This window comes from Streptomyces sp. NBC_00539 (assembly GCF_036346105.1).
Taxonomy (GTDB): domain Bacteria; phylum Actinomycetota; class Actinomycetes; order Streptomycetales; family Streptomycetaceae; genus Streptomyces.
In genome coordinates this window covers 55,377-77,576 of sequence record NZ_CP107812.1, presented here as the reverse complement: position 1 = coordinate 77,576, position 22,200 = coordinate 55,377, and the positions used below count along the sequence as shown (strand labels likewise).

The window sequence follows — 22,200 nt, the reverse complement described above, 5'->3', positions numbered from 1 at the left end:
TCTCACCCACCACTGACAATCGATCTTGCCGTCACCGAGGGGCTCGGACGCACGCGAGGGTGGGCTGGTGAACAGCCGCGGGCCGAGCACGTCATGGGCGGGGAGACCCGGGCCGGTCGCCGCGGAAGCCTCCCTCGCCCCTGCGGACGACGACCACGGCGGAGAGCGCGGAGGTGGCCAGGAGGCACGCGGTCATGACCAGGCCCACGCCGATGACGAAGAGTCCGCTGGAGTCGTCCGACCAGTCGTAGAAGGCGGCGGTGGTCACACCGGCCGTGGTGCCGAACACCGCGCCCACGACGTGTCGCCGGGAAGCAGCCCAGTACACCGGTACCAGGAGGGTCAGCACCAGCCCGACCACCTGCCATGCCTCGTACGGACCCGCGACCGAACCGTCGGGATGCACGTCACGGTGCTGGTCCCAGCCCAGCCAGGCGGCCCACGACGCGGCCGCGACGAGGAACAGCATCAGAAAGGGAGCGGGGTTCAGCGGATTCGGGCGCATGGCGCAAGGGTCCCCGGCCGCCCGGCAGCAGAGCAGAGCGCATGTACTCACCTCCGCCTGAGTAGCCCGGAACCCCACGTCCCCCTCAGCCCTTCAACCCCGCAACCCCTCAGCCCTGCACCGCCGGTGTCGCGTCCGGTGCCGGATTCGCGGCCAGCCACGCTCCGTAGGCCCGCACACTGCCCCGGTTGCGCAGCGTGTCCAGGGCGAGGACGAACGACGAGGGGAGCCTCGGCAGGGGCACGCCGCCCCTCACGACGCGGCTCATGTGGGCCCGCACGATGGCCAGGACCGCAGCGCTGGCGAGGTCCTGGTCCTTCCAGCCGAGCCGGGGCGGCGGGACGTGCGCGTCCTCGCCCGCCTGCCACCGGGCCGGCAGGTCGGGGCACAGGGCCAGGGCAGTGGCCACGCCGGCCACGGCGAACCCCCGCTCCAGGACCCGCTCGGCAGTCGTACGGCGGCAGATCCCTCCCGTCAGCATCAGCGGAACGGAGGCTGCTTCGACGAGCCGTTCGGCAAGCGAGAGGAAGTACGCCTCCCTGTCGAGCAGGGTCTCGTCGGCGGTACGGCCCATGGTCGCCGCGCTCTCGACGGTGCCGCCGGAGAGTTCCACGAGGTCCACGCCGAGGCCGTCCATGAACCCCAGGACCCGCGCCACTTCGTCCGTGTCGAAGCCACCGCGCTGGAAGTCGGCCGTGTTGATCTTGACGCCGACGGCGAAGTGCTCGGACACCTGGGCGCGGACGGCCTTCACGGTCTCCATGAGGAGTCTGGCCCGGTTCTCCAGACTGCCGCCCCAACGGTCGCTGCGCCGGTTGGCCAGCGGGGACAGGAACTGGCTCAGGAGGTAGCCGTGGGCGGCGTGTATCTGGACGCCGTGGAAGCCGGCCTCCTCGGCGAGACGGGCGGTGGTGGCGAAGCGTGCGACGGTGGCCGCGATGTCGCTCTCGTCCATCGCCGTGGGGCGGGCGAAGGCGGAGGTGTGCTTGCCCAGGCTGACGCCTATGTCGGAGGGCGCCCAGGCGACGCCGGGCAGGTCGGAGCGGACCTGGCGCCCGGGGTGGTTGATCTGCATCCAGACGTGCCCGCCGGCCGATCCGGCGGCCGCGGCCCAGCGGCGGAACGGTTCGAGGGGTGTCCCGGCGTCGAGCACGATGGTTCTCGGTGAGGTCAGGGCGCGTCTGTCGACCATGACGTTGCCCGTGATGATGAGGCCGCTCCCGCCGCGGGCCCAGCGGCGGTAGAGCTCCTCGATCTTCCGCCCCGGCAGCTGTCCGGGCTGGTGCGCCAGGCTCTCTTCCATGGCGGCCTTCGCCACCCGGTTCGGCAGCCAGGATCCGTTGGGCAGTTCAAGAGGTGTGAAGAGGTGCATGGGAGTTCCTCCTGGATCTCGTCCCTGACGACTCGCGGTCGGTTTCGGTGGTCCTGTCGCCTGTGCGGGGGCGATGTCATCGGTGGTGCGGTGAGCAGCGCAGACGAGAACAGTGCAGACGTGAGCAGCGGAGACGTGAGCGGGGAAACGGTTCGTCAGAGGCCCTACGGCCCCACTGGGTCCGGCCTCCCGGAAGCCGACGGAGGAAAGGTTTCTGCTCGCGACGCTGCGGGCTTCACGTACGGCACCCCACGCGCGCGGCCCAGCGCCGGATCGCCTGGACCCGCGGGGAGCGGGCCAGTGCGTCGGACATCCTGACGAGGTCTTCGGGGTCCTCGGTGGAGGTGAGCATCCACCTGTCCTCCGGGTCGACCGCCGGCCGCGCGGTCGCCTTGGCGATGACGGCTCCGGCGATCACCGAGGCGTCGGCCTCGCCGCGCGCCCTGCGGCGTTCGGCGTGTTCGGCCAGGGCCTCCTCGTAGACCTTCTTGCCGGTCGACGCGTCGAAGTAGGGGCCGAGCCGCAGCACGGCGTCGTGGATGTCCCGCTCCCGCTGCATCAGGCGCAGGTCCAGCGACCGCCACCAGCTCATCGGCTTCGGGCACGTGCGGGGGATCTCCGTCCGGATCTCCAGCCAGAGCGGCTTGAGCCGCTGGAACTGCTGGAACGTCCCCCAACGGGAACTGGCCCCCTGTCCGATCGGAGGAATGAGGAATCCGGCGGCGACCAGCAGGGCGGAGACGCCGGCCAGGGAGAACGCGGCATGGGTGCTCAGCCAGTCGAGGTTGCCGCCCGCCCACCGCGCCATGATGGCCGTGTACTTCAGCAGGTCGTAGAGGAACGCGGAGGAAGAACCGGCGGCGATGGTGAGCAGCCCGAGACGCAGGCTGCCGGGTACTTGGCGTGACCACCGCCAGCACAGCACCGTCATGGTGACTGCCGCGACCGTGTGCGCGGCGAGGTAGAGCACGATCATCTCGCGGATGAAGGGCGTGTTGGCGTAGTACGTGTCCAGGTCGCGCAGCCGCTCCACGGGTGCGTCGCCCAGGGCGAAGAGGAGCACGATCGCCGCCATCACCGCCAGGTAGGCGGTCAGGCACAGCCGGGTCTGCCGCCGGGTGCGCGCCTCGTCCTCGTTCCCCCGCCAGTGGATCAGCAGGACGATGTTGATGGCGTCGAACGCCGTGAGGATGCAGTACACGATCGGCGCTGCGATGTTGGGTGTGCCGAACCAACTGTTGATCTTCGCCAGGTGCGGCGGGGCCGCGGTGACGAACAGGAGCGCCCCGATGAACAGCGTCCCGCACACGGCGCGGAGGATCGGGTCCTTGGGGTTCTTCCGCAAGGCCCAGAGCTTGATGATCGTGACGACCACGAGCACGCCGGCCGAGCCGAGGAACGCGGTGCCCGCGCTCACCGGCGGCCACCGCGCACGCAGTGACGGAAAGCGGGGACGCGTGGCGCGGGGGTGTGGATCTCCCTGACCTGAGCACCGGGGGGAGGAGTGTGCATGATCAGTTGCTCTCCGAGTGGGCGGCGTCGACCAGGAGGTCCGTCGGGTGGATCCTGGAGAAGTGGCGGCTGAGCTCCGCGAGCCCGTTCGTTCCGGAGATCCGTATGGGGAGCGGGCCAGGCCCAGGGGCGTTCCCGTTGTCGTCCGCCGGGGGGCGCTGGGGCTCCGGTGCGCGCGCAGGCGCAGAGGCGGGCGCAAGCGCACGGGCGGGCGCCCCGGCGACCCGTGCAGGGGCGGGCGTACCGGCGACCCGTGCAGGGGCGGGCGCCCCGGCAGCCGGAGTGCACGCGAGAGCTGCCCTGATCGTGGCGGCCTCTGCCACGATCAGGGCAGCCTCCACTTCGAGGCCCCGCGCCGTCGCATAGCGCTCGGCAGCCGCACGATGCCTGGCGTCGAGGTGGGGCGCCAGGTTAAGCAGGCGGTCCGCGATCTCCGTGGCCCTGAGGGTGGCCCTCATCTCCAGGGACGAGGTCCTGGCGATCCGCATGGGAGCGCCGTCGCCGACCCAGGGTTCCAGAGCGCTCCACAGCGGCTCCATGAGGCGGTAGGCGCGCCACGCGTCCCACATCGATTCCAGTCGCGGCCCGACGACCGGGATCAGGAATCCGACGGTGGTCATGAAGGCGCCCAAACCGGCGAGCGGAGGGGCGATGTCGGTGCTGAGCACGTCCAACGCGTCGGTACCGGCCCAGCGGGCCCCCACGGCCGTGAACTTGAGCAGGGCGAAGGACAGGCCGAGGCCGAAGGCCGTCACCAGGGTGAGCAGGCCCCACCGGGTCCAGCTTGCCTTCGCCGCCCGGAGTTCGGCCGACCAGCGCCAGCACTTCGTCATCACGACCGTGGCGGTGGCCGCGTGAGCGGTCAGGTACAACACGATCATCTGGCCGATGAAGGGGGTGGTCGCGTAGTAGGTGTCGAGGTCGCGAGGCCGCTCCGCGGGTACGTCGCTGAGCGCGAACAGGACGCAGAAGGTCGAGATCACGCAGGCGGTGGCGGCGATCCACATCCTGGTCTGCCGGCGGACGCTCGCCTCGGGCCCCCCGCGCCAGTGCAGGAGCAGCACCATCGAAGCGCAGGACAGGCACGACAGGAAGCAGTAGACGATCAGGGCCGAGACGTTCGAGACGCCCGTCAGCCGGTTGACGCGTTCGACGCTCGGCGGAGCCGCGAAGGCGAACCCCCCGGCTGAGGCGGCGATGATGACGAAGATCGCCTGGGACATCGGCGAACGTCTGCTGTGCCACAGCGAGGGAAGCTTCACCACGAGCGCGACGGCCAGCGCGAACGCGGGTATGTAGTAGTCCGACCCCTCCATGCTCAAAAGCCCCGGCCCATGCTGGACTGGATGCGCCCGGCCAGACCTGTGTTCGGAAGGGAGGCGGCGCCCGGTTCGAGGATCTCCCGGCAGCTGCTGCCCAGGAGCAGCCCGAACGCCTCGGCGTCGTTCTCCTCCTTGGTGTGGAAATGGGTGCGCGCGGCGAGGGCGAGGATGTCGGCGTGCTCCAGTTCGCCCCCCAGGGAGCGGGCGGCCGCGGACACCGCGTCGGGCTGTGCGCCGTGGGTCAGGCACTTGCCCATCAGGGCGTGCCACATCTCGTGCGCGAAGATCACCAGCTGGTGAAGGGTGGTCGTGTGGCGCTCGACGACGATGACCATCCGGTCGTCGAAGGTCAGCGTCAGCCCGCTGGCGGTGTCCTCGGGGAACTCACGGAAGAGGAGCTGCACCGGCCGGTACGCTCCGTCCCCGCGGTCCTCGTTGAACCGTCGCTCCAGGAATTGCCTGAGTGCCTCGAAGAGTTCGTCGGGATCCGACGGGATCGGGCGGCCGAGGTTCGCGAGAATCTCGTTCCGCAGCCTGATCATCTTCCTCTTGCCCATGTGGTACGTCCCCATTTATACGGTTTTGACCTAGGAGTGCTTCGCGCCCGCAGAGACTCGCCCCGCGTCGTCTGCGCAGGAGTGGTTCCCGGAGTCCGCTCTTCTGTGGGAAGCCCGCCCGGCGGGGCTCTCCTCCCGCGCGATCCCGTCGACGAAGAGCATCAACGCCCGCTCCACGGGCGGCTCCAGGACCACGTCACCCAGCCGGTGCTGGATCTCCAGGGCGTAGCGGTTCCTGACGGCCGCGCGCGGGTTCCCGATGAGGGCGCTCAGCTGGGGGAGGACCTCGCTCTGCAGCACCCGGTTCAGCGCCTCCGCCGGTTCGTCGGTGAAGAAGTTGACCGGCACGTTGAAGAACCGCGCGATCCGCCCGGCGTGCTTGAGGTTCGGCGAACTCTGCTTGCGCTGGCTGAGCAGGGTGTTGAGCCACTGCGGCGTCATGCCGATCCCGGCGGCGATCTCCGGCGCCGTGTACGGGCGCTCCCGGACGGCGCCCCCGGGTCCTTCTTCCCGGCACAGCCGCGTGTCCATCAGGAACTGGATCCGGCGCGCCACCTCCTGGTGGTCGACCTCCGCGGCCTCCAGCTCCTCGCCGTCCAGGAGCCTGCGGATGTCGGCCTCCGGCAGCGAGGTGTGGAAGGACAGTCTCTTGAGGTCGAACAGGCTCCCCCGGTCAAGTCCCGTTCTGTGCACAAGGGTGTCGATGGTCGTGGCGAGGTCCTGGTACCCGTCGCTCATTGACCCTCCAATCAGGACACGGAGGGAGGACAAGGACATGGTCAGGGTGGGCTCCTGACCTGCCGATCACTAGACCACGGAAACGGTGGTCGAGGCAACGAAACGATCGTTTCACGGACGAGCGCGCGGGCGCGCGGGCGGGCGGGCGGGCGGGCGCCGGCTGGTCGGCGCGCGGCCGGCCGGAAGGGACGGCCTACGTACCGGGATCGGCGGCGGCCGCCCCGGCCGACCGCAGGGGCGGCCGGTCCAGGACGTCCTGCTCCCTCCGCGTCAGCTCCGGCCCGTCGAGCGGGGGCATGCGAGAGCCGCGCGCGGCGGCCAGGAGGACGTCGGGGAGCCCCAGGATGTGGGCCGGTCTGCGCATCGTCATGACGTCGGTGAGTCTCCTGACGACCAGGGCGTTGCCGACGGCCGTCTGGCTGAGGCGGTGGATGTAGCGGGCTCCCAGACGGTCCACCAGCGACGGCTTCCTGCCCACCGCGCCGGGGTAGAACCGGTCCTGAGCGACCGCCAGCATCCAGGCCGCCGCCGCCGGCCGGGCGATCGCGCGCTGGGCCTTCGACGCGAATCCCGGCGAGAGCACCGACGTGCGCCGCGTCGTGTCCCGCAGCGCGACCGCACCGCGGGCCGCCGCGGACATGCCGTGACCGTAGACGGGATTGAGGCTGGTGGCCGCGTCCCCCATGACGAGGAAACCCTCGGGCAGAGCCGCCTGCTCGAAATGGCGCCTCCTGTTCGCGGTACGGGTGAACACGGAGACCTCGCTCACCGGTTCGGCGCGCGCGAGGAGTTCGGCCACCAGCGGATGACGGACGCGACGGGCGAACTCCTCGAACAGGTCCTCACCCGCCGAGGGCTCGGCCCCGCGGGTACCCGAGAGACTGACGTGCCACTGGCCGTCCTCGATGGAGATGATCGTGGCGAAGAGCCCGGGCCGGTCCTCGCGGGGATCGGCGGGGATGTGGATCACCGGCCAGCCGGTCTCGGCCCCCTCGGGCGCCCGGTACTTGCGGCTCGCGTAGCGGACTCCCGCATCGACGACGGTCTCCCGCACCTCGGGTCCGCCTATCTCCCGCAGCCATCGGGTGCTCCTCGAACCGCGGCCCGTCGCGTCGACGACGAGGTCCGCCGCGACGACCTGCCGCTCGTCCCGCGCGTCACGGACCACCACGCCCACCACCCGGGCCGCGTCCCCTTGCAGACCGCAGACCTTGACGCCGGTCCGCACCCGGACGTTCGGCAACCGCAGGACGCGCCTGCGTACGGCCCAGTCGATGAGGTTCCGGCTGGCCCCGATCAGGTAGTGGGTATCGGGCCACGAGCGGCGGTACCAGCCCGCCGGCGAGAAGGACACCATGCCCTTGGGGATCGGGATCCGGTGGGCGCCGGCGGCGAGCCACTCGTCCGTCACCCCCGGAAGCAGCTCCTCCATGGCGTCGGCCCCGCCGGCCCACAGTATGTGCGCGTGGGCGGCCTGGGGGAGTCTGGGCCGCGGCGCGGGTGCCTCGGGAAGCACCGGGTCGTGCTCCAGGACGAGCACTTCGCCCACGTGGGGCGCGAGGGCCGCGGCAGCGAGGGTGCCGGCCAGACCACCACCGAGGACGACCACGCGGGCGGAGCACGAAGGGAGCGCTGTCATCGAGTGCTGCTTTCTCCAACGGCGGACTACCGGCACGAGCGGACGGCGTCCGGACGAGGCCTTGGGGACTGTTCGGCGAGATCAAGACCATAAGCGCGGTCCGCGCTCCGCCACGTACCGGTCCTGACCGGGCACTTTCGCAGACCACGCAGCCGCCCGCCAGAGGCAGTGGCACCGGCCGCACCAGCGCGGCGCCACGGCGCCGTTACGCAGCAACGCGCGTACTCCGACGAGGTCCATCGGACAGGTGTGTGATGGGATCACCCGTGACCGGACGAACGACGAACGACGAACGACGACCGGCGAACGAGCACGCACGCAAGGCGAAGGATGAGGTACACGGAACATGCGACGGACGATGGCCGGGATGACGGCGTGCGCGGCGGCGGTACTGCTGCTTTCCGGCTGCGGCAGCGACACCTCTGAGGCACCCAAGACCCCGAAGGCCCCCGCCAACGAGGGCAAGCCCGCCGCGTCCCCGACCGCCCAGCCGTCCGCGCCGCCGGCCAAGGCCGGCGGCGCGAAGCACGAGGTGACCCTGGAGGTCGGGGGCACGGGCTCGACCCTGGTCATGTACAGCGGCGTCGACAGCGGTTTCGAGCAGCAGACCCTGCCGTGGTCCAAGACGGGCACCGTCGAAGTCAGCGCCGTGGAGCGGAAGGTGGGCTACCTGGTCAACGTCGTCCCCGGCACGATCACCGGCCCGGACGGGAAGCTCCAGCAGGCCCCCTGTGTGATCAAGGTCGACGGCCAGAAGGTAGCCGAGAGCGACGGCGTCACGAACCAGAAGGGCTGCTCCTACAAGATCAAGTAACCGGCTTGCGGGCCGCCCCTCACCGGGCCGCGGCCCGCACCACCGCACCCGAAGCACGGACGGCGTGCCCGTACCGGCCGGGCAGCCGCCCCCAAGTGCCCCCGTCAGGTTTCCAGGTACCGGCCCGCAGATGCCCGGTCGTCATCCGCCCTGCCTTCGGGCGCGCGACTCCCGGTACCCGTGCCGCCTCCGGACCGCGTCGACCGTGGGTGACCAATCTGCGTCCATTCGGCGAACCACCAGGCACCAGTGATCACGGCCCCCCACACCAACCCGCTGAGCAGAGCCACCCGCCACGGCGTGTGCTCACCCCAACGTTCGACTCCCGTCAAAGCCACCCAACTGACCACGAGTACCACTGCCGTACGAAAACGCCGATGCCTGAACATGCGCCCCGCCTACCCCGAACCCGTCCTTCTACGGGCCTGACATCGCCCACCGTCGCCGAGCCGGCTCGTCCCGCCGGCGCACCTCCGCAACCGCCCCCGAGGCCCGGGCAGCTGTGGGCGTCAGCCGACTGTGACCAGGGCGTCGTACATGGGGGACGTGCCGCTGCTGACGTAGGCGCGGATGGCGGTGAGGTACTCGTCCCGGTCGATGCGCCCGTCGCCGTCGGTGTCCAGGGCGTCGAACGCCATGGCCGCGCTGTCGGCGTTGTTGCCGAGGACCTCGCGCAGCCGCGAGAACTCGGTCCGCTCCAGGGCGCCGTCACCGTCTGCGTCGGCGAGGTCGAAGAGCGATCCGAGTGCCTCTCGGCAGACGTCGTCGAAGGTCTTGGCACCCGCCCACGCCGCGTACTCGTCGAAGGTGACCTGCCCGTCGCCGTTCGCGTCCATGGAGGCGAAGACGCGCTCGTGCAGAGCGCGGGCGGACGCGACGAGCGGGTCGTTGCTGCTGCGGCCCAGTTCGGCCGCAGCCCGGTCCGGACGGGCGAGGTACTCCTGGCGGGAGATGACGCCGTCGCCGTCCGCGTCGAGCGTGCGGAAGACGTGCTCCCTGGCCGTCATGACGTCCATGAAACTGCCCTTCGAAGGTGTGGGTACTACAGGTCACCTCCACGGTGTCCTACCTGCGGCACCGCCAACCGACTACGGCGACCCCGTCACCCGTTCGCGCCAATTCCAGGGTCACGCGGTTCGCCGCCCGCTGTCCCTTCCGCCTCGCCGCCAGGCAGCGACCGTCCGAGCTCGCCTTCCAGACGCTGCCAGGCGGCGGGGGTGGCGCCGTCGGCCTGCGGGTGGCCGAGCACGTCGATGACGGCCTGTACGTAGTCGGTCATGGCGCCTCAGGAACGGGAGAAGGTGCGGGGCGCCCTCTCATCCAACGCCTCGTGCAACGACTGCTGCGCCACCGGATCGTGCGTACCCGTCAGCCGATCGACGGCGACTGTTCCACGTGTGATGATCAGGACATGCTGACAATCCGAAAGGCTCGTGCCGCGTAGACGGCCGAGTGTGCTGCGTATGCAGCAGTGGAGACCGCCGTGTCAGTTCGGCTGGGTGAGTCCCTGGTGGACGGATGCTCCCCGTCAGCCCATTCCCTGGCCGGCGCGCATCGATGTTCTCTCCCCGCGGACCACGTCTGCGATCCATCGAGTGGAGACCCGGCGCTGGGGCGAGAACGGGTTGTGGCCCGGAGCCACCGAGGCCGGCCTGCGTTCTTGTCGAAGGTTTCTCTCCGCCTCGGGTAGGTACCTGTATCTGCGCAGATCGCGGTGTACCTGTGAGGGATGCGAGCTGCAAGAGGACGTGGCAGTCGCCCGGGATCTCCTGGAAGCCGTGGTGGTGTGCCTGCCACCGGTGGCGCGCCGAGAACTGACGCTCCTGCTCACCGGACTCGACGAAGAACTGTGGCGCAGGACGCTCCCGGACGCGTACGCCCACCGGCAGGCGTGGCGCAGGGGCCGGTGGTGGCATTTCAGGATCTACGACGAGACCAGCCACCTCTGACCCAGTCGGCTGACCCCGCGTCAGCGGCCTCTCGGCCTGAAGGCGAAGCCGCAAGGCCGGGGGTGGGGGGCTCTGGTGCTTGCGGGTGGGCGGGCCCAGCGCGTACGGCTTCACAGCGCCGCGGCGAGTTCCCGCGACTTCGGCGTCCGATCACGGCTGCAGGGATCGCCTCCTTCCGATGGGTCAGTCAGCTCCGGAAGCGGCCGCGCGCCAGTGCAGAAGACGACGGCCAGCCCCTCGGTACGCTGGCCGTCGCAAGCTTCCCGCCGGTCCTGTGTTGAGTCTTCGCGCACAGGCTCCCGATGTGTCCGCCGGACAGTCCGCAACCGCCCCGCGTCCGGCCCCGGCCGCTCTGCCCCCGTTCACCCTCAGGAGGGGCCCGAGGCGAACCGACCGGAAGCGCAGGTGCCGCGTACCGAGGCGCGTGCGGAGGCGCGTCGTACGGTCGTCAGCCGCCGTCGCTCGTGAGGGTCTCCTTGACCTTGGCGATGGCGAAACCCCAGCCCTGGCTTACGGTGGGCTTGCCCGGTACGGCGATCTCCCGGGGATTGGTCAGCACGTCGAGGAGGACGGGGCCGGGGGTGTCGAACGCCTGGCGTACCGCGTCGTCCAATGCCGTCGGGTCGGTGACGCGGATGCCGGTCAGGCCGAGGGCGGTGGCGACCGCCGCGAAATCCGGGTTGTCGAGTTCTGTGCCGAACTCGGGCAGACCGGCCTGCTCCTGTTCGAGTTTGACCATGCCCAGGCGCCGGTTGTCGAAGACCACGAGCTTGACCGGCAACCGGTACGTCTTGATGGTCATCAGGTCACCGAGGAGCATGCTCAGGCCGCCGTCGCCGCAGAACGCGACCACCTGGCGATCGGGCGCCCACAGCTGGGCGCCGAGAGCCTGCGGCATCGCGTTGGCCATCGAGCCGAGGTTGTACGAACCGAGCAGCCGCCGCGTCCCGCGCATGGTGACGAACCGGGAGAGCCAGACGGTGGCCATCCCCGTGTCGGAGGTGAAGATCGCGTCGTCGGCGGCGTGCCGGTCCACGCACGCGGCCAGGGCCTCGGGGCGGATGTCGTGGTCCCGGTTGTCCACCAGGGCGCGCAGCTTGCCCGTCCAGCGGTGGTCGTGGCGGGGGTCGGCGAGCTTGTGCTGGTCCTCGGTCCAGGAGTCGAAGCGGGAGCGGGAGTCGTCGAGGTGGGACCGGTCGGACGCCGCGTCGAGTCGCGGGAGGAGGGCGCGCAGGGTGGCGCCGACGTCTCCGGCCAGCCCCGCGTCCACCGGGACCCGCCGGCCCAGGTGTTCACCCCGGGTGTCGATCTGGACGACCTTGCAGTCGGTGGGATACCAGTCGCGGTACGGGAAGTCGGTGCCCAACATGACCAGGGTGTCGCACTGGTCGAGCGCGTGGGAGGCGGCGGGGTTGCCGATGAGACCGGTCTGGCCCACCTGGTACGGGTTCTCGTGCTCGAACCCCTCCTTGGCCTTCAGGGTGAGCACCATGGGCGCCTTGAGCAGCTCGGCCAGGCGGAACACCTCCTCCCGAGCCTCCCGCGCGCCGCGGCCGACCAGCAGCGTGGTCCTGGACCCGGCGTTGACGAGCTCGGCGGCTTCGGCGAGGGCCGGATCGTCGGGCCGGGTCACCGGGCGGTCCAGGGCGAAGCGCACAGGGCGGTCGTCCTCGATCTCTTGGTCGCCGAGGTCGCCCGGGACGGTCAGGACGGCCACGCCGCCCTGGCTGATCGCCGCACGGACGGCGGATTCCAGCATCCGGGGCATCTGCTGTGGAGAGGTGACCGTCGCCCGGTAGACGGCGACGTCACGGAAGAGCTGCTCGTTGTCGACTTCCTGGAAGTAGTCGGTGCCCATCTCCGCGAGCGGGACCTGCCCGCAGATGGCCAGGACGGGAGCGTGGCTCTTGGCGGCGTCGTACAGCCCGTTGAGGAGGTGGACCGAGCCGGGGCCCACGGTGCCCATGCACACCCCGAGTCGGCCCGACAGCTGGGCTTGAGCGCCGGCTGCGAAGGCTGCCGCCTCTTCGTGGCGGCAGCCGACCCAGTCCACGCCGTCTGTGGTGCGGATGGCATCGGTGAGCGGGTTGAGGGCGTCGCCGACGACGCCGAAGACCTGGCGGACGTCCAGGTCCTTCAACGCGTCGACGATCGCGCGGGCAACGGTGCGTGTCATGAGGCAGTCCTGTGGGGTCGTGGGCGGGCCGGTGCTCGAACGGCGCTGCCGGCGGGCCGGATGGGAAGTCGGGGGACAGCGGGTCAGCGGGTGAAACGGGTGGGGTCGGCGGCGGCCCAGTCCTCGGCCCAGGAGCTCGGCGCGTCCTCCAGGAGCTGCCCCGGCGTGAGCCACTCGTACAGTTGCGCACCGGAGCGCACCGTGTGCGGATCGACGCGGTGCATCAGCAGGCCGGGATGCAGTTGACCCGGGTGGTCGACCCCCATCGCCGCCATGATCTGCAGGGCGCTCTTGACGGTGGCTTCCTGGTAGCGCCGGACGCGCTGCGACTTGTCGGGCACGTCGAGGGCCGCCGCGCGGTGCGGGTCCTGGGTGGCGACGCCGACGGGGCAGGTGTTGGTGTGGCACCGCTGGGCCTGGATGCAGCCCAGTGCGAACATCATCGGCCGGGCGGCGTTGGCGTAGTCCGCGCCCTGCGCCAGCCGCTTGACCAGGTCGCCCCCCGTGGCGACCTTGCCGCTGGCGCCGATCTTGATCCGGTCGCGCAGGCCGGTGCCGACCAGGGCGTTGTGGACGGTGATCAGACCGTCGGTGAGGGGAAGTCCGACGCTGTCGGCGAATTCCAGGGGCGCGGCGCCGGTGCCCCCTTCGGCGCCGTCGACGATGATGAAGTCCGGAGTGATGTCCTCGCTCAGCATGGCCTTGCACACCGCGAGGAACTCGCGTCGCGAGCCCACGCACAGTTTGAAGCCGACCGGCTTGCCGTCCGCCAGCTCACGCAGACGCGCGAGGAACAGAACCAGTCCCCGAGGAGTGGAGAACGCGGTGTGGTAGGGCGGTGAGACGACGGTGACCCCCTCGGGCACCCCGCGCACCGAAGCGATCTCGGAGTTGACCTTCGCGCCCGGGAGCACGCCGCCGATGCCGGGCTTGGCGCCCTGGCTCAGCTTCAGCGAAACGCATTTCACCTGTTCCTTGGCGGCCTTCTCGGCGAACTGTCGCTCGTCGAAGTGGCCGTCGTCGGTGCGGCAGCCGAAGTAGCCGGTGCCTATCTCCCAGACCAGGTCACCGCCCGGCCCCAGGTGGTACTCGGACAGACCGCCCTCGCCCGTGTCGTGGGCGAAGCCGCCCTGCCGAGCACCGGTGTTGAGCGCCGTGACGGCCTGGGCCGACAGGGAGCCGAAGCTCATGGCCGAGACGTTCAGCAGGGCCATCTCGTAGGGGCGGGTGCAGTGGGGTCCGCCGATCCTGACGCGCGGGGGGTCCTCCTGGACCGGCCGCGGGGCCATGGAGGGGACGAGGTACTCGCTACCCGGCTGGTACAGGTCACGCTCCGTGCCGAACGGTTCCTCGGCGTCGGTGCCCTTGGCACGCTCGTAGACGATGCTGCGGGTGTCGCGGTCGAAGGGGCGACCGTCGAAATTGCGCTCGATGAAATACTGCTGGAGCTCCGGCCGCAGCGTCTCCAGCGCGAACCGGAAATGGCCGAGGACCGGATAGTTGCGCAGGACGGAGTGCCGCCGCTGGCATACGTCCCGTACCGCCAGGGCCACCAGAACGGCCATCGGCACGGCGAGCGCCCACCACCAGGCGGAGAGCGCCACCGCCGCGACGGCCGCGGCGCCCGCCAGGACGCCCGGCACTGCGAACACCATCACCTTGAGCTTCGTCATCACACCGCGCTCATGCCCTTTGGTCATCCGCGCATTCGAAGATGATCACCACCGGCCGCTCCGCGGGAGGTGACCTGCCCCGCGAGCCCGTGCACCCGTACCGGCCCCGCGAGCCGGGTCCGGCCGCCCGGGAGCGCCCCCGGCCGTACGCACGGTGTGCCGCACGTACGGCCGGGCGGGGTCAGGGGACCGGCAGTACCCGGCCTGCTCCGTCGGTGACCAAGGGCCAAGGAGGCGGTGGCCGCCGGAGCGGACCGGCCGTGTTGTTGAGCCGATGGCTGTGACAGGATCGAGAGGGTGATCCAGGCATGTCTCAACGGCCCTCGTACCCGTCGCGAGCACGACGGCGTTCCTCTCACCCCACAGCAGCTGGCCGCGCAAGCGGCCGCGGTGTCGGCCGAAGGTGCAAGCAGCATCCACATGCACCCCAGGAACAGAGCAGGACGCGAAAGCCTCGAAGGCAGCGATGTCACGGAAGCCGTCGGCGCGGTGCGCGCGGCATGCCGGTTGCCCGTGGGAGTTTCGACTGGATTGTGGATCACAGGCGGAGATGTGACTCGGCGGCTGGAGCAGGTCGCGCGGTGGCAGGAAGTGGGAAATCCGCCGGATTTCGTATCCCTCAACGTGAGCGAGCCGGGCTTCGACGCGATGGCCTGCGTGCTCAGTGACATGGGCATCGGTATCGAGGCTGGTGTTTGGTCGGTGGCCGACGCACACCTCCTCCTCGACGGTCCTTGGGCGGGCTCGTGTGTCCGCATTCTGGTGGAGGTCATCGGCATGCCACGACAGACGGCGCTACATGAGGCCGACCGGATCCTGTCAGTGCTGCAGGAAGCCGCCCTGAGCGTTCCCGCGCTGCTGCATGGCGAGGGGGACAGTACGTGGCCCGTGCTGGAGAAGGCCTTGTCAGCGAGTTTGGAGACCCGCGTGGGGTTGGAGGATGTGCTGGTGGATGCCGACGGCGCCCCGGTACGTGACAACGCCCATCTGATGCGGCTCGCTGTCGGCCTCAGTGTCAACGCACCGGGGAGCCGGCCCGGCCCCGCGTCGGACGGCGCCGGCTACTGAAGTTGAACGCGTGATGTCGGCCTTATCGGGATCAGCTGTCCAAGATCAGGCCGACATCACGCAATTCAACTTCAGTGGCGGCCGAGGAAGCCTTCGACCACGGTCGCCAGGGCCTCCGGGCTCTCGTCCGGGGCGAAGTGGCCGACGTCATCGAAGACCTTGAGCTCGGCGTTCGGATACCACTGCAGCCACGTGGAACACCTTCTCGGTCATCGGTCACTGCATGGGCGGCAAGGCGGCCCAGTCTCAAGCCGGCAGGATTCCGCCCTGGCCCGGAGGGGGGCGACCCAACGTTGTGACAGGTCATGTAGCTGAAGGAAGCCCGTTTGCTCGACCAAGCGGAGGCACAGTCCACGGCTTGCCCTCCAAGCCAACAACTCCGTTGGTAAGTGCGGTGGTGAGTGTCCGGTGACTTTTCTGGTGACTGACCGGGAGCCGTTGGTGAGTTTTTCGGTGAGTGCCGGCTGCTGCCGGTGACGGGGGCGTGGTGTGCGCCGCGCACGGCGCGCGGGTGTCAGTCGCGGTCTGGGGTGGGGCCGGGGCCCGAGGGTTCGCCGGCCGGGGACGGCTTGGCGGTCGTCGGTAGCGGCCTGGGCGGCCGGGTCGGCGTCGGTGCCTTCGGCGGCGAGTCGGGCCCGGCGCGCTCCGTGGGGTTCGGCAGCGGGTGTGGCGGGGCGGGGGCCGGTGCCCAGCGGGCGGCGCTCGATCATGCGACCAGTTTCGCGGCGACTGGTCCGTCTCGGTCAACTGGGGGGAACCGTAAAGGGGGAAGCCTGGGGGGAAACCTAGGGGGAACCCTGGAGGGGTACGCCTGGGGGGAAGCCTAGGGGGAAGCCGCATTTCCGAGAGCCATGCATTATGCCTGGTCAGACCGCCCTTTTCCGCTGGTGAGTAGCCGGACTTACATAGGAGAGGGGGAGGTGGTGCTGCGCCGGCAGGTGTCGGGCGGAGCATCCAGGGGGCCCGGGACGTGCTGTGTGTGTTTACGGTGACGTGATCACTGGCAGGTCGGGAGGCACGGGTGTCCGGTTCGGACGGGGTTACAAGCGATCGGTGCGGCTGTGGGCCTGGTCTTGGTACTGGCGGATTGCGGGAGCACTGAGACGGACGCCAAACCACGCCACCCTTATCGAGGCACCGGAGCCCGGGCGCTCCGCCGTTTTCACGCGACGTGCGCCTTCCCGTTCAAGGGGCGATCTGTGGGCGCTCACCTGATCGGCGGGTCACCTTCGCGACAGAATGTCCATGTAAAACGTTCTTTCACTCCGACGTCCTCTCACGCAGGGTTACTGTGCATGCGCACTCTGTATCTGCCGCTCAGCGGAAGACGGGGCGTCTCGTGCCGGCTTCTCGCTGGCTGACACATCACTGCGCACAGGGAGTCATCGACTTATGTCCACGCCTGTTGTCAACATCCTGGACCGCCTCTCTCCGGAGCGCGCGGTCCTGCCGAAGGCTGCCTCGTGGGACGACCGCTGGTCGCTGGCCGGAGGGACCGCCTGGGTCTACTACAGCCGGCCCGGCCAGACGAAGGTTCGACGGCCGGTGATCCTCGCCGACGGCTTCGCCATGGGCCCGAGCGACCCGGACGTGCTGTGGAACGGCCTGGAGAACGGCCGTTTCCCCTTCGTGACCAAGCTGCGGGAGCAGGGCTACGACCTCGTCCTCCTCGGCTTCGACGAGCGGTCGGCGTCCGTCATCGACAACGCCGACACCGCGATCGACTGCATCAAGAAGACGATCGCGAACCGGGAAGGCTCCGCCAGCCTGACGGTCGGCGGCTTCAGCATGGGGGGACTGGTCACCCGCTACGCCCTGGCCAAGATGGGCAACGAGCACCAGACCTCCACCTACATCTCCTACGACACCCCCCACCAGGGCGCGTGGCTGCCCATCGCCGTCCAAGGCTTCGCGCACTTCGTCAAGGAACACTGGGGCAGCGCCAACGAGCTGATGCGCCACTTCTCCACCCTGGTCAACAGCCCGGCCGCGCGCCAGCTGCTGCGCTGGCACATCGCCACCCCCAGCGCCACCGCGGGCCAGGACCAGGCGCGCACCGACTTCATCACCGCGCTGGAAGAAGTCGGCTACTGGCCGGCCGGGGTGCGCCGGTTCGGCGTCGCCAACGGCTCGGGTACCGGAGCCGGCAACGGCATCCCCGCCGGCACCCCTGCGATGAGCAGCAGCGGACCGGTACTGGGCGGCACCACGCTCAACACCCAGGCCACCGGGGCCCAGACCGTCGCCCGCCTGCAGAAGGCCGGCAGCGAGCCGGTCCTCGTCCGCACCGACGGCCTGCCGGACATCGACGGCGCCCCCGGCGGCCTCTTCCCCGAAGCCGAGCTCCTGCCCGGCAACTTCGCCATTGCCGCCATGCTGGCCATGCTGCTCGACGGCGAGCCGGCACAGCTGGCCCACCCCACCTCCACGTTCGTCCCCACCATCAGTGCCGTGGCTGCCGGCGACATCGACAACCGGGACGCCCTCTACAGCAAGATCGACCCCACCAACAGCGAGCTCGACGACTTCCTGTGCGCCGACGGCAACGAAGGACACACCGTCATGACCGAGCGCCTCGGCCGGTGGATCCTGGACCACCTCCCCACCGAGTAGTCACCCGCCACGGTGGGCCGGCGACGGTCGCCCCGTCCCCGGCCCGCCACTCCCTGGCCCGGCCACTGACCGCGCGGTACGGGCACGGCCCCCACCCGCCACCTCCGCCGCATCCGCAAGGAGCCCGCCGGCGCCGTACGGCGCCGCGCTCCCGGGCTGCCGGACCGTCACCGTGGTTTGGGCCCCGGTCCGGTACCCCACGGTGATCCCGCGCCGTGCGAGCGACGCTCGGGTAGCAACCAAAGTGCCGACCCCGCCCATGCGATGTCCCAGCGCGCAGCCGTCACGGTGACCCGGCAGCGACCGTCCAGAACGACTGCCTCCTGCGGGGAGGAACCGACGAAGGTGGGCCTGGTGGTCCACCGGTGACTCACCAGGCCCACCGCCTTCCGGGATACGCGCACCACTTGAAGGCATTCAGGCGTTCACCAACCGGGCACCTGGGACGACGCGCTGGAAGAGGTTCTGCCGGACGGACGACCTCGCGTGGGGCCGCGCACCCGTCTCAGCCGTGGCCCCGCGAGGCATACGTCGCGGCGGGCCGCATGGGGTCTTCCATACGGCTACTGCGTGGGAAAGACACCTCAATGCAGTTAAGCCGTCAAGTGGAGGCCAGTCCCCGAGGTAAATCGGGTACTTGTGAACTTTGACCGGCTCCGCAACAGGTCAGGAAGTCCGGCCGCCGAGATCCCACCCATGGGCAGGCAGCTGCGGGCGACTCAAGCGAGCCTATGCCGGGAACTCATCGGCGAAGGGGGTGAGCTGGCTCGGCCAGGTGAAGGCGAAGCGGTGGGAGAGCCTGTTGTACGCCACCGAGGCACCGCAGGGGGCGAGCCCGAAGCGACGGTGGATCCAGCCGTCGAGAGCGAGGGCAGCGACCTCCGCGCGGAAGTCTGCACCGGGATAGGTGAACGCATCGACATCGAGGACGAGGGTCCGGCCGTCAACCAGCTGCTCGGCGTGCAAGGAGGCCCCGAAGGCAAGCCATGCCGCCTCCAGCCAGTACGGGGTTTGGTCTGCGGGTAGGCGCAAGTACAGCGAGCGGTGAATGAGGAGGGTGGGCGGAGGCGGGGGCCCGACCGTCTCGTACGCGTCGACGTGCAGGTCGGCGGCCAGGCCCATACCGGCGTGGAGGTAGCGGAAGCGGAAGGTCTCGTGCATGGGGCACATCCTTCGTCACGGCCGCCCTCCGATCCAGGTCCGCTGGCCAACGGCGGACTCAGTCAAGGTGCAGTGAGAACGGTCAAGGTTCAGCGAGACGGGACACTCGCCGTGTGGAGCCGGCGAGATCGGCGGCCTGCCTCGCCGGACAACTTCCCGGCTACTCCGTCCGGTCAGCAGTTGATCGTGACCCACTTGTGCGCCGGGTCGGTGTGGCTGGGGCCGTCGCTGACGCTCGACAGGATGTCGAGTTCGGCGCCGGTGGGCGGGGCGATCAGCCGGAACGTCAGCCAGATATCACCGGTGGAGTCAGCGGTGCCGGACGCTCCCGAGGTATAGCCCTTGTGGCCGGGGATCCAGTAGTCGGTCCAGACCCGCTGGCCCGCGAAGCGGGGGGCGTAAAAGGGGTCGTGCGAGAGGTGCACGGTCACGTCCTCCGCGCGCACCCAGGCCGGCCGTCCGCCGATGGTGCGGACGATGGTGGTGCACTGCTGGAAGACGGTGGTGGAGGAGTAGCTGCCCCAGTCCACGGCCGCGCTCGTATCGGCAAGCGTGCAGTGGAGCAGGGGTTGCGGCAGTGTGTTGTTGTAGTAGGTGCCGTCCGTCCAGACAACCTCGTAGCTGAGGTTCAGCATCGAGTCAGCGGGCGGGTTGTCCACGGTGTAGTTGAAGGTGACGTTCCCCCTGACCGGGTCGAACTGACCGAAGAGGGTGCCGTATTTGCTGGTGCCGGGAATGGTGTAGACGGCGGTGATCTTGGAGTTGGCCGGATCGTGCCCGAAGGGTTCCAGGAATAGGGTGACCCGGTCCACGGGTACGGTGGTGGTCGTGGTGCCGCTCCGGACGGTGTCCGTACCGCAGTGCTGGTCCAGGGTGGCCGCCACCGGCCCGTCCAGGCCGGCGAAGGCGGGCGACGCTCCGGCGGCGGTCAGGCCGATGAGTACGGCAAGACTTGCGATCAGTGCTCTCCAGGTTCTCCAGGACATCGCGGGTACTCCCCAGGTGGTCGGTGCCGACGGTGCTCTCCACTTGCGGCGCCAGAGACGCCGGCACGGCGCACGCGGTTCCGGTGCAGTCCCAGCGGAAGAAGCAAGTGCGGGCGCCCGCAACGCGCTCGGCATGTGACAGCGATGTACGGAACGTGTCACACGGCTCCTACCGCCAGGTGCCGTTGCTTCCCCCCTGGCCCCATCGGTGGGACGTTTACGGGCGGGAGCGGCCGGCAGCAGGGCCGCGGGGAGGGACGGGGTGGACACCTTGACACGTCAGCGACACCGCAACAGCAGCGGAAAAGCCGGCGGAAGAACCGGCGGAAGGGCCGGGAGAATCGGCGGGACCGGCGTAAACGGCACGACGCGCCGCCGCTGGGCGGTGGTGACCGCTGCGGCGATGGCCATGGCCGTGCCCGTGACCCTCGGCGCCGCAGGCGAGGCGGGGGCGGCGGGGGAGGCGGGGGCGGCGGGTGACCATTCGATCATCTTCGCCCGCTACACCGCGGCAGCGCCCACGGAAGACCTCTACGCGATCTCCCCCAGTGGCGGCACGACCGTCAAAATCACCCACACCTCCACCGTCAGTGACGTGATGCCCAGTTGGTCTCCGGACGGCAAGCGGGTGGCCTTCGTCCGCTACGGATCCGGTGGCGCCATCGACGGCATCTGGACGATGAACACCACGGGCAGCGGCCTCAAGGCCGTCCCCGGCACCAAGGGCGCCTCCGACCCGGCATGGTCCCCGGACGGCAAGCGGATCGCCTACGCCAAGCCTGTCGGCACCCAGCGCGAGATCTATGTGGCCGACATCGACGGCACACCCGCCACCCGACTCACGCACACCGCCGCTGACGACCTCCACCCGACGTGGTCCCCGGACGGCAAGTACCTCGCGTTCAACCGCGCAGACGCGGGCGGACACAGCAGAGTGATGAAGATCCGGCTGTCCACCCTGGCCCAGACGGCAGTCACCGGGCCCGGCTCCCACGACTGGACGCCCGACTGGTCGCACGGCAACCGGATCGCCTTCAGCCGCGTGGACTCCTCCGGCTTCGCCCACCTCTACCTCGTCCGCCCGGACGGCACCGGACTCCACAGCATCACCGGGGCGCTTTTCAACGACAAGAGCCCCTCCTGGTCCCCCGACGGCAGCAGACTGGTCTTCACCAGGGGCGGTACCGACGACACCGACCCCGAACACCTCTACCTGGTACGGGCAGACGGCACCGCACTGACCCAGCTCACCAAGACCGACTCCCATGACGTGGAGGCTGACTGGCGCCCGTGAAACGCCAGTCCGAGAGGCCGGCACCCCGACCAGATCCGGGAAGCGGGGTGCCGGCCCGCGCCACCCACGCAGGCTCACCCCCGTCTGATGGAACGTATCGCCTGCAGTCTCGGATGATCCAGGCGGCGGCTGTTTTTCGAGCCGGCGTTCAGGGTGTGACGCGGCGCCCGACCGGTTCCCCGAGCAGCTCGGTCAGCTCCGCCTCGACGGCTGCGAGCAGCGAGGCTCCCCAGACGGTCAGGGTCTGCTCCCAGGGATGCCCGAAGCCGGGCGCAGGTCATGGGTGAGGTGGAGGGAGTAGTCGCCGTTGGGGTAGGTGCCGTGGCCCGGGGTCGGGGGGCGCCCGGGGACACCGACGCGGCGGGGGTCGTAGCGATAGCCGTCGTGCTGCCAGTCCGGCCAGTACACGAACTCCCCGGGCCGCAACGACGACGAGGCCGTCTTCCAACAGGACCTCGGTGAACACGTCCCCCTCATCCGATGCGTCGTCCGCAATCACCTCCGCGTAGGGCATGGCATGGGGGCCGGGGCATCCGACGGCGACCCTCCACGTCCGCTCGCCCTTGCTCCCGCACCTAAACGCACCCCCTCCACCTCTGGCGCCCGTGCCGTCCTCCCTCGAGCCCTGGCCGAGACGCGGAAGCCGGCAGTCGGCGCATCACACCAGAACGCCCCCTGCTGGCCCTGCTCGACTGTGAGCAGCCGGATCCCGCGGCAGGTCTCATGGCACGGTTCGGCATCGACCGCGCCGCCCTCCGCGGACGCATCCGGACGGGCCCCTGCGGCGCGGGGCGTCCCACGCGGCCGTCATCGCCTGCGCG

At 70.0% G+C, this 22,200-nt stretch carries 19 protein-coding genes; 5 read left to right on the top strand and 14 right to left on the bottom strand.

Annotated features, from left to right (window positions below; translation table 11 throughout):
* Positions 1–91: 91 nt before the first annotated feature.
* The 7 genes from OG861_RS32600 to OG861_RS32570 all read right to left on the bottom strand — a co-directional run bounded on the left by OG861_RS32600 (position 92) and on the right by OG861_RS32570 (position 7,645).
* Positions 92–505, bottom strand: coding sequence for a hypothetical protein (locus OG861_RS32600; RefSeq protein ID WP_329203246.1), 414 nt, complete (start codon positions 503–505; stop codon positions 92–94).
* A 109-nt stretch (positions 506–614) separates the two neighbouring features.
* On the bottom strand, positions 615–1,877 hold the full coding sequence (locus OG861_RS32595) for an NADH:flavin oxidoreductase/NADH oxidase family protein (RefSeq protein ID WP_329203248.1): 1,263 nt from the start codon (positions 1,875–1,877) through the stop codon (positions 615–617).
* A gap of 235 nt (positions 1,878–2,112) precedes the next feature.
* Positions 2,113–3,294, bottom strand: a complete 1,182-nt coding sequence (locus OG861_RS32590) for an MAB_1171c family putative transporter (protein WP_329203251.1) — start codon at positions 3,292–3,294, stop codon at positions 2,113–2,115.
* 97 nt (positions 3,295–3,391) lie between these two features.
* Positions 3,392–4,705: an MAB_1171c family putative transporter gene (locus OG861_RS32585; protein ID WP_329203253.1), complete on the bottom strand. Its 1,314-nt coding sequence runs from the start codon at positions 4,703–4,705 to the stop codon at positions 3,392–3,394.
* A 2-nt stretch (positions 4,706–4,707) separates the two neighbouring features.
* On the bottom strand, positions 4,708–5,283 hold the full coding sequence (locus OG861_RS32580; RefSeq protein ID WP_329203255.1) for a toxin-antitoxin system, toxin component: 576 nt from the start codon (positions 5,281–5,283) through the stop codon (positions 4,708–4,710).
* A gap of 15 nt (positions 5,284–5,298) precedes the next feature.
* On the bottom strand, positions 5,299–6,006 hold the full coding sequence (locus tag OG861_RS32575; RefSeq protein WP_330261995.1) for a hypothetical protein: 708 nt from the start codon (positions 6,004–6,006) through the stop codon (positions 5,299–5,301).
* A 193-nt stretch (positions 6,007–6,199) separates the two neighbouring features.
* The gene (locus tag OG861_RS32570) at positions 6,200–7,645 is read right to left on the bottom strand and encodes an FAD-dependent oxidoreductase (RefSeq protein ID WP_329203259.1); all 1,446 of its coding nucleotides are present in this window, start codon (positions 7,643–7,645) and stop codon (positions 6,200–6,202) included.
* 346 nt (positions 7,646–7,991) lie between these two features.
* Here OG861_RS32570 and OG861_RS32565 point away from each other — a divergent pair, with 346 nt between their 5' ends.
* Complete coding sequence (locus tag OG861_RS32565; protein WP_329203261.1) at positions 7,992–8,459, top strand: hypothetical protein; 468 nt, start codon at positions 7,992–7,994, stop codon at positions 8,457–8,459.
* 509 nt (positions 8,460–8,968) lie between these two features.
* On the opposite strand, the gene OG861_RS32560 is transcribed toward OG861_RS32565, so the two are convergent.
* Together OG861_RS32560 and OG861_RS32555 are read right to left on the bottom strand one after the other, a co-directional pair.
* Complete coding sequence (locus tag OG861_RS32560) at positions 8,969–9,466, bottom strand: EF-hand domain-containing protein (protein WP_329203263.1); 498 nt, start codon at positions 9,464–9,466, stop codon at positions 8,969–8,971.
* A 95-nt stretch (positions 9,467–9,561) separates the two neighbouring features.
* Positions 9,562–9,738 (bottom strand): hypothetical protein, encoded by a 177-nt coding sequence (locus OG861_RS32555; protein WP_329203265.1) that lies wholly within the window; start codon positions 9,736–9,738, stop codon positions 9,562–9,564.
* 469 nt (positions 9,739–10,207) lie between these two features.
* On the opposite strand from OG861_RS32555, the gene OG861_RS32550 reads away from it, so the two are divergent.
* The gene (locus OG861_RS32550) at positions 10,208–10,408 is read left to right on the top strand and encodes a hypothetical protein (RefSeq protein ID WP_329203267.1); all 201 of its coding nucleotides are present in this window, start codon (positions 10,208–10,210) and stop codon (positions 10,406–10,408) included.
* 448 nt (positions 10,409–10,856) lie between these two features.
* Here the strand turns inward: OG861_RS32550 and OG861_RS32545 are convergent, their stop codons facing one another.
* Both OG861_RS32545 and OG861_RS32540 read right to left on the bottom strand, forming a co-directional pair.
* Positions 10,857–12,584, bottom strand: coding sequence for a thiamine pyrophosphate-dependent enzyme (locus OG861_RS32545; RefSeq protein ID WP_136211835.1), 1,728 nt, complete (start codon positions 12,582–12,584; stop codon positions 10,857–10,859).
* 83 nt (positions 12,585–12,667) lie between these two features.
* Positions 12,668–14,239, bottom strand: coding sequence for an FMN-binding glutamate synthase family protein (locus OG861_RS32540; protein WP_443056830.1), 1,572 nt, complete (start codon positions 14,237–14,239; stop codon positions 12,668–12,670).
* Between the two features lie 315 nt (positions 14,240–14,554).
* Between OG861_RS32540 and OG861_RS32535 the strand changes: the two genes are divergently transcribed.
* Positions 14,555–15,325, top strand: a complete 771-nt coding sequence (locus tag OG861_RS32535) for a 3-keto-5-aminohexanoate cleavage protein (protein WP_329203270.1) — start codon at positions 14,555–14,557, stop codon at positions 15,323–15,325.
* 1,392 nt (positions 15,326–16,717) lie between these two features.
* Positions 16,718–17,938 carry an esterase/lipase family protein gene (locus OG861_RS32530; RefSeq protein ID WP_329203272.1) on the top strand — a complete coding sequence of 407 codons (1,221 nt, stop codon included), beginning with the start codon at positions 16,718–16,720 and terminating at the stop codon, positions 17,936–17,938.
* 729 nt (positions 17,939–18,667) lie between these two features.
* Here the strand turns inward: OG861_RS32530 and OG861_RS32525 are convergent.
* Together OG861_RS32525 and OG861_RS32520 are read right to left on the bottom strand one after the other, a co-directional pair.
* Complete coding sequence (locus OG861_RS32525; RefSeq protein WP_329203274.1) at positions 18,668–19,099, bottom strand: hypothetical protein; 432 nt, start codon at positions 19,097–19,099, stop codon at positions 18,668–18,670.
* A 173-nt stretch (positions 19,100–19,272) separates the two neighbouring features.
* The gene (locus OG861_RS32520) at positions 19,273–20,085 is read right to left on the bottom strand and encodes a hypothetical protein (RefSeq protein ID WP_329203276.1); all 813 of its coding nucleotides are present in this window, start codon (positions 20,083–20,085) and stop codon (positions 19,273–19,275) included.
* A 409-nt stretch (positions 20,086–20,494) separates the two neighbouring features.
* Between OG861_RS32520 and OG861_RS32515 the strand changes: the two genes are divergently transcribed.
* A complete protein-coding gene (locus OG861_RS32515; RefSeq protein WP_329203278.1) occupies positions 20,495–21,379 on the top strand; it encodes a hypothetical protein in 885 nt (294 codons plus the stop codon).
* Positions 21,380–21,616: 237 nt separating this feature from the next.
* On the opposite strand, the gene OG861_RS34410 is transcribed toward OG861_RS32515, so the two are convergent.
* On the bottom strand, positions 21,617–21,856 hold the full coding sequence (locus tag OG861_RS34410) for a DUF2716 domain-containing protein (protein WP_443056821.1): 240 nt from the start codon (positions 21,854–21,856) through the stop codon (positions 21,617–21,619).
* Positions 21,857–22,200 lie beyond the last annotated feature (344 nt).

What these genes read in the sequence shown, in the direction of transcription:
- OG861_RS32585 (WP_329203253.1), bottom strand. Translation starts at nt 4,705, where the DNA reads ATGGAGGGGTCGGACTACTACATACCCGCGTTCGCGCTGGCCGTCGCG.
- OG861_RS32570 (WP_329203259.1), bottom strand. Translation starts at nt 7,645, where the DNA reads ATGACAGCGCTCCCTTCGTGCTCCGCCCGCGTGGTCGTCCTCGGTGGT.
- OG861_RS32575 (WP_330261995.1), bottom strand. Translation starts at nt 6,006, where the DNA reads ATGAGCGACGGGTACCAGGACCTCGCCACGACCATCGACACCCTTGTG.
- OG861_RS32565 (WP_329203261.1), top strand. Translation starts at nt 7,992, where the DNA reads ATGCGACGGACGATGGCCGGGATGACGGCGTGCGCGGCGGCGGTACTG.
- OG861_RS34410 (WP_443056821.1), bottom strand. Translation starts at nt 21,856, where the DNA reads ATGAGGGGGACGTGTTCACCGAGGTCCTGTTGGAAGACGGCCTCGTCG.
- OG861_RS32580 (WP_329203255.1), bottom strand. Translation starts at nt 5,283, where the DNA reads ATGGGGACGTACCACATGGGCAAGAGGAAGATGATCAGGCTGCGGAAC.
- OG861_RS32515 (WP_329203278.1), top strand. Translation starts at nt 20,495, where the DNA reads ATGGCCGTGCCCGTGACCCTCGGCGCCGCAGGCGAGGCGGGGGCGGCG.
- OG861_RS32600 (WP_329203246.1), bottom strand. Translation starts at nt 505, where the DNA reads ATGCGCCCGAATCCGCTGAACCCCGCTCCCTTTCTGATGCTGTTCCTC.
- OG861_RS32525 (WP_329203274.1), bottom strand. Translation starts at nt 19,099, where the DNA reads ATGCACGAGACCTTCCGCTTCCGCTACCTCCACGCCGGTATGGGCCTG.
- OG861_RS32560 (WP_329203263.1), bottom strand. Translation starts at nt 9,466, where the DNA reads ATGACGGCCAGGGAGCACGTCTTCCGCACGCTCGACGCGGACGGCGAC.
- OG861_RS32540 (WP_443056830.1), bottom strand. Translation starts at nt 14,239, where the DNA reads ATGGTGTTCGCAGTGCCGGGCGTCCTGGCGGGCGCCGCGGCCGTCGCG.
- OG861_RS32595 (WP_329203248.1), bottom strand. Translation starts at nt 1,877, where the DNA reads ATGCACCTCTTCACACCTCTTGAACTGCCCAACGGATCCTGGCTGCCG.
- OG861_RS32555 (WP_329203265.1), bottom strand. Translation starts at nt 9,738, where the DNA reads ATGACCGACTACGTACAGGCCGTCATCGACGTGCTCGGCCACCCGCAG.
- OG861_RS32520 (WP_329203276.1), bottom strand. Translation starts at nt 20,085, where the DNA reads ATGTCCTGGAGAACCTGGAGAGCACTGATCGCAAGTCTTGCCGTACTC.
- OG861_RS32530 (WP_329203272.1), top strand. Translation starts at nt 16,718, where the DNA reads ATGTCCACGCCTGTTGTCAACATCCTGGACCGCCTCTCTCCGGAGCGC.
- OG861_RS32545 (WP_136211835.1), bottom strand. Translation starts at nt 12,584, where the DNA reads ATGACACGCACCGTTGCCCGCGCGATCGTCGACGCGTTGAAGGACCTG.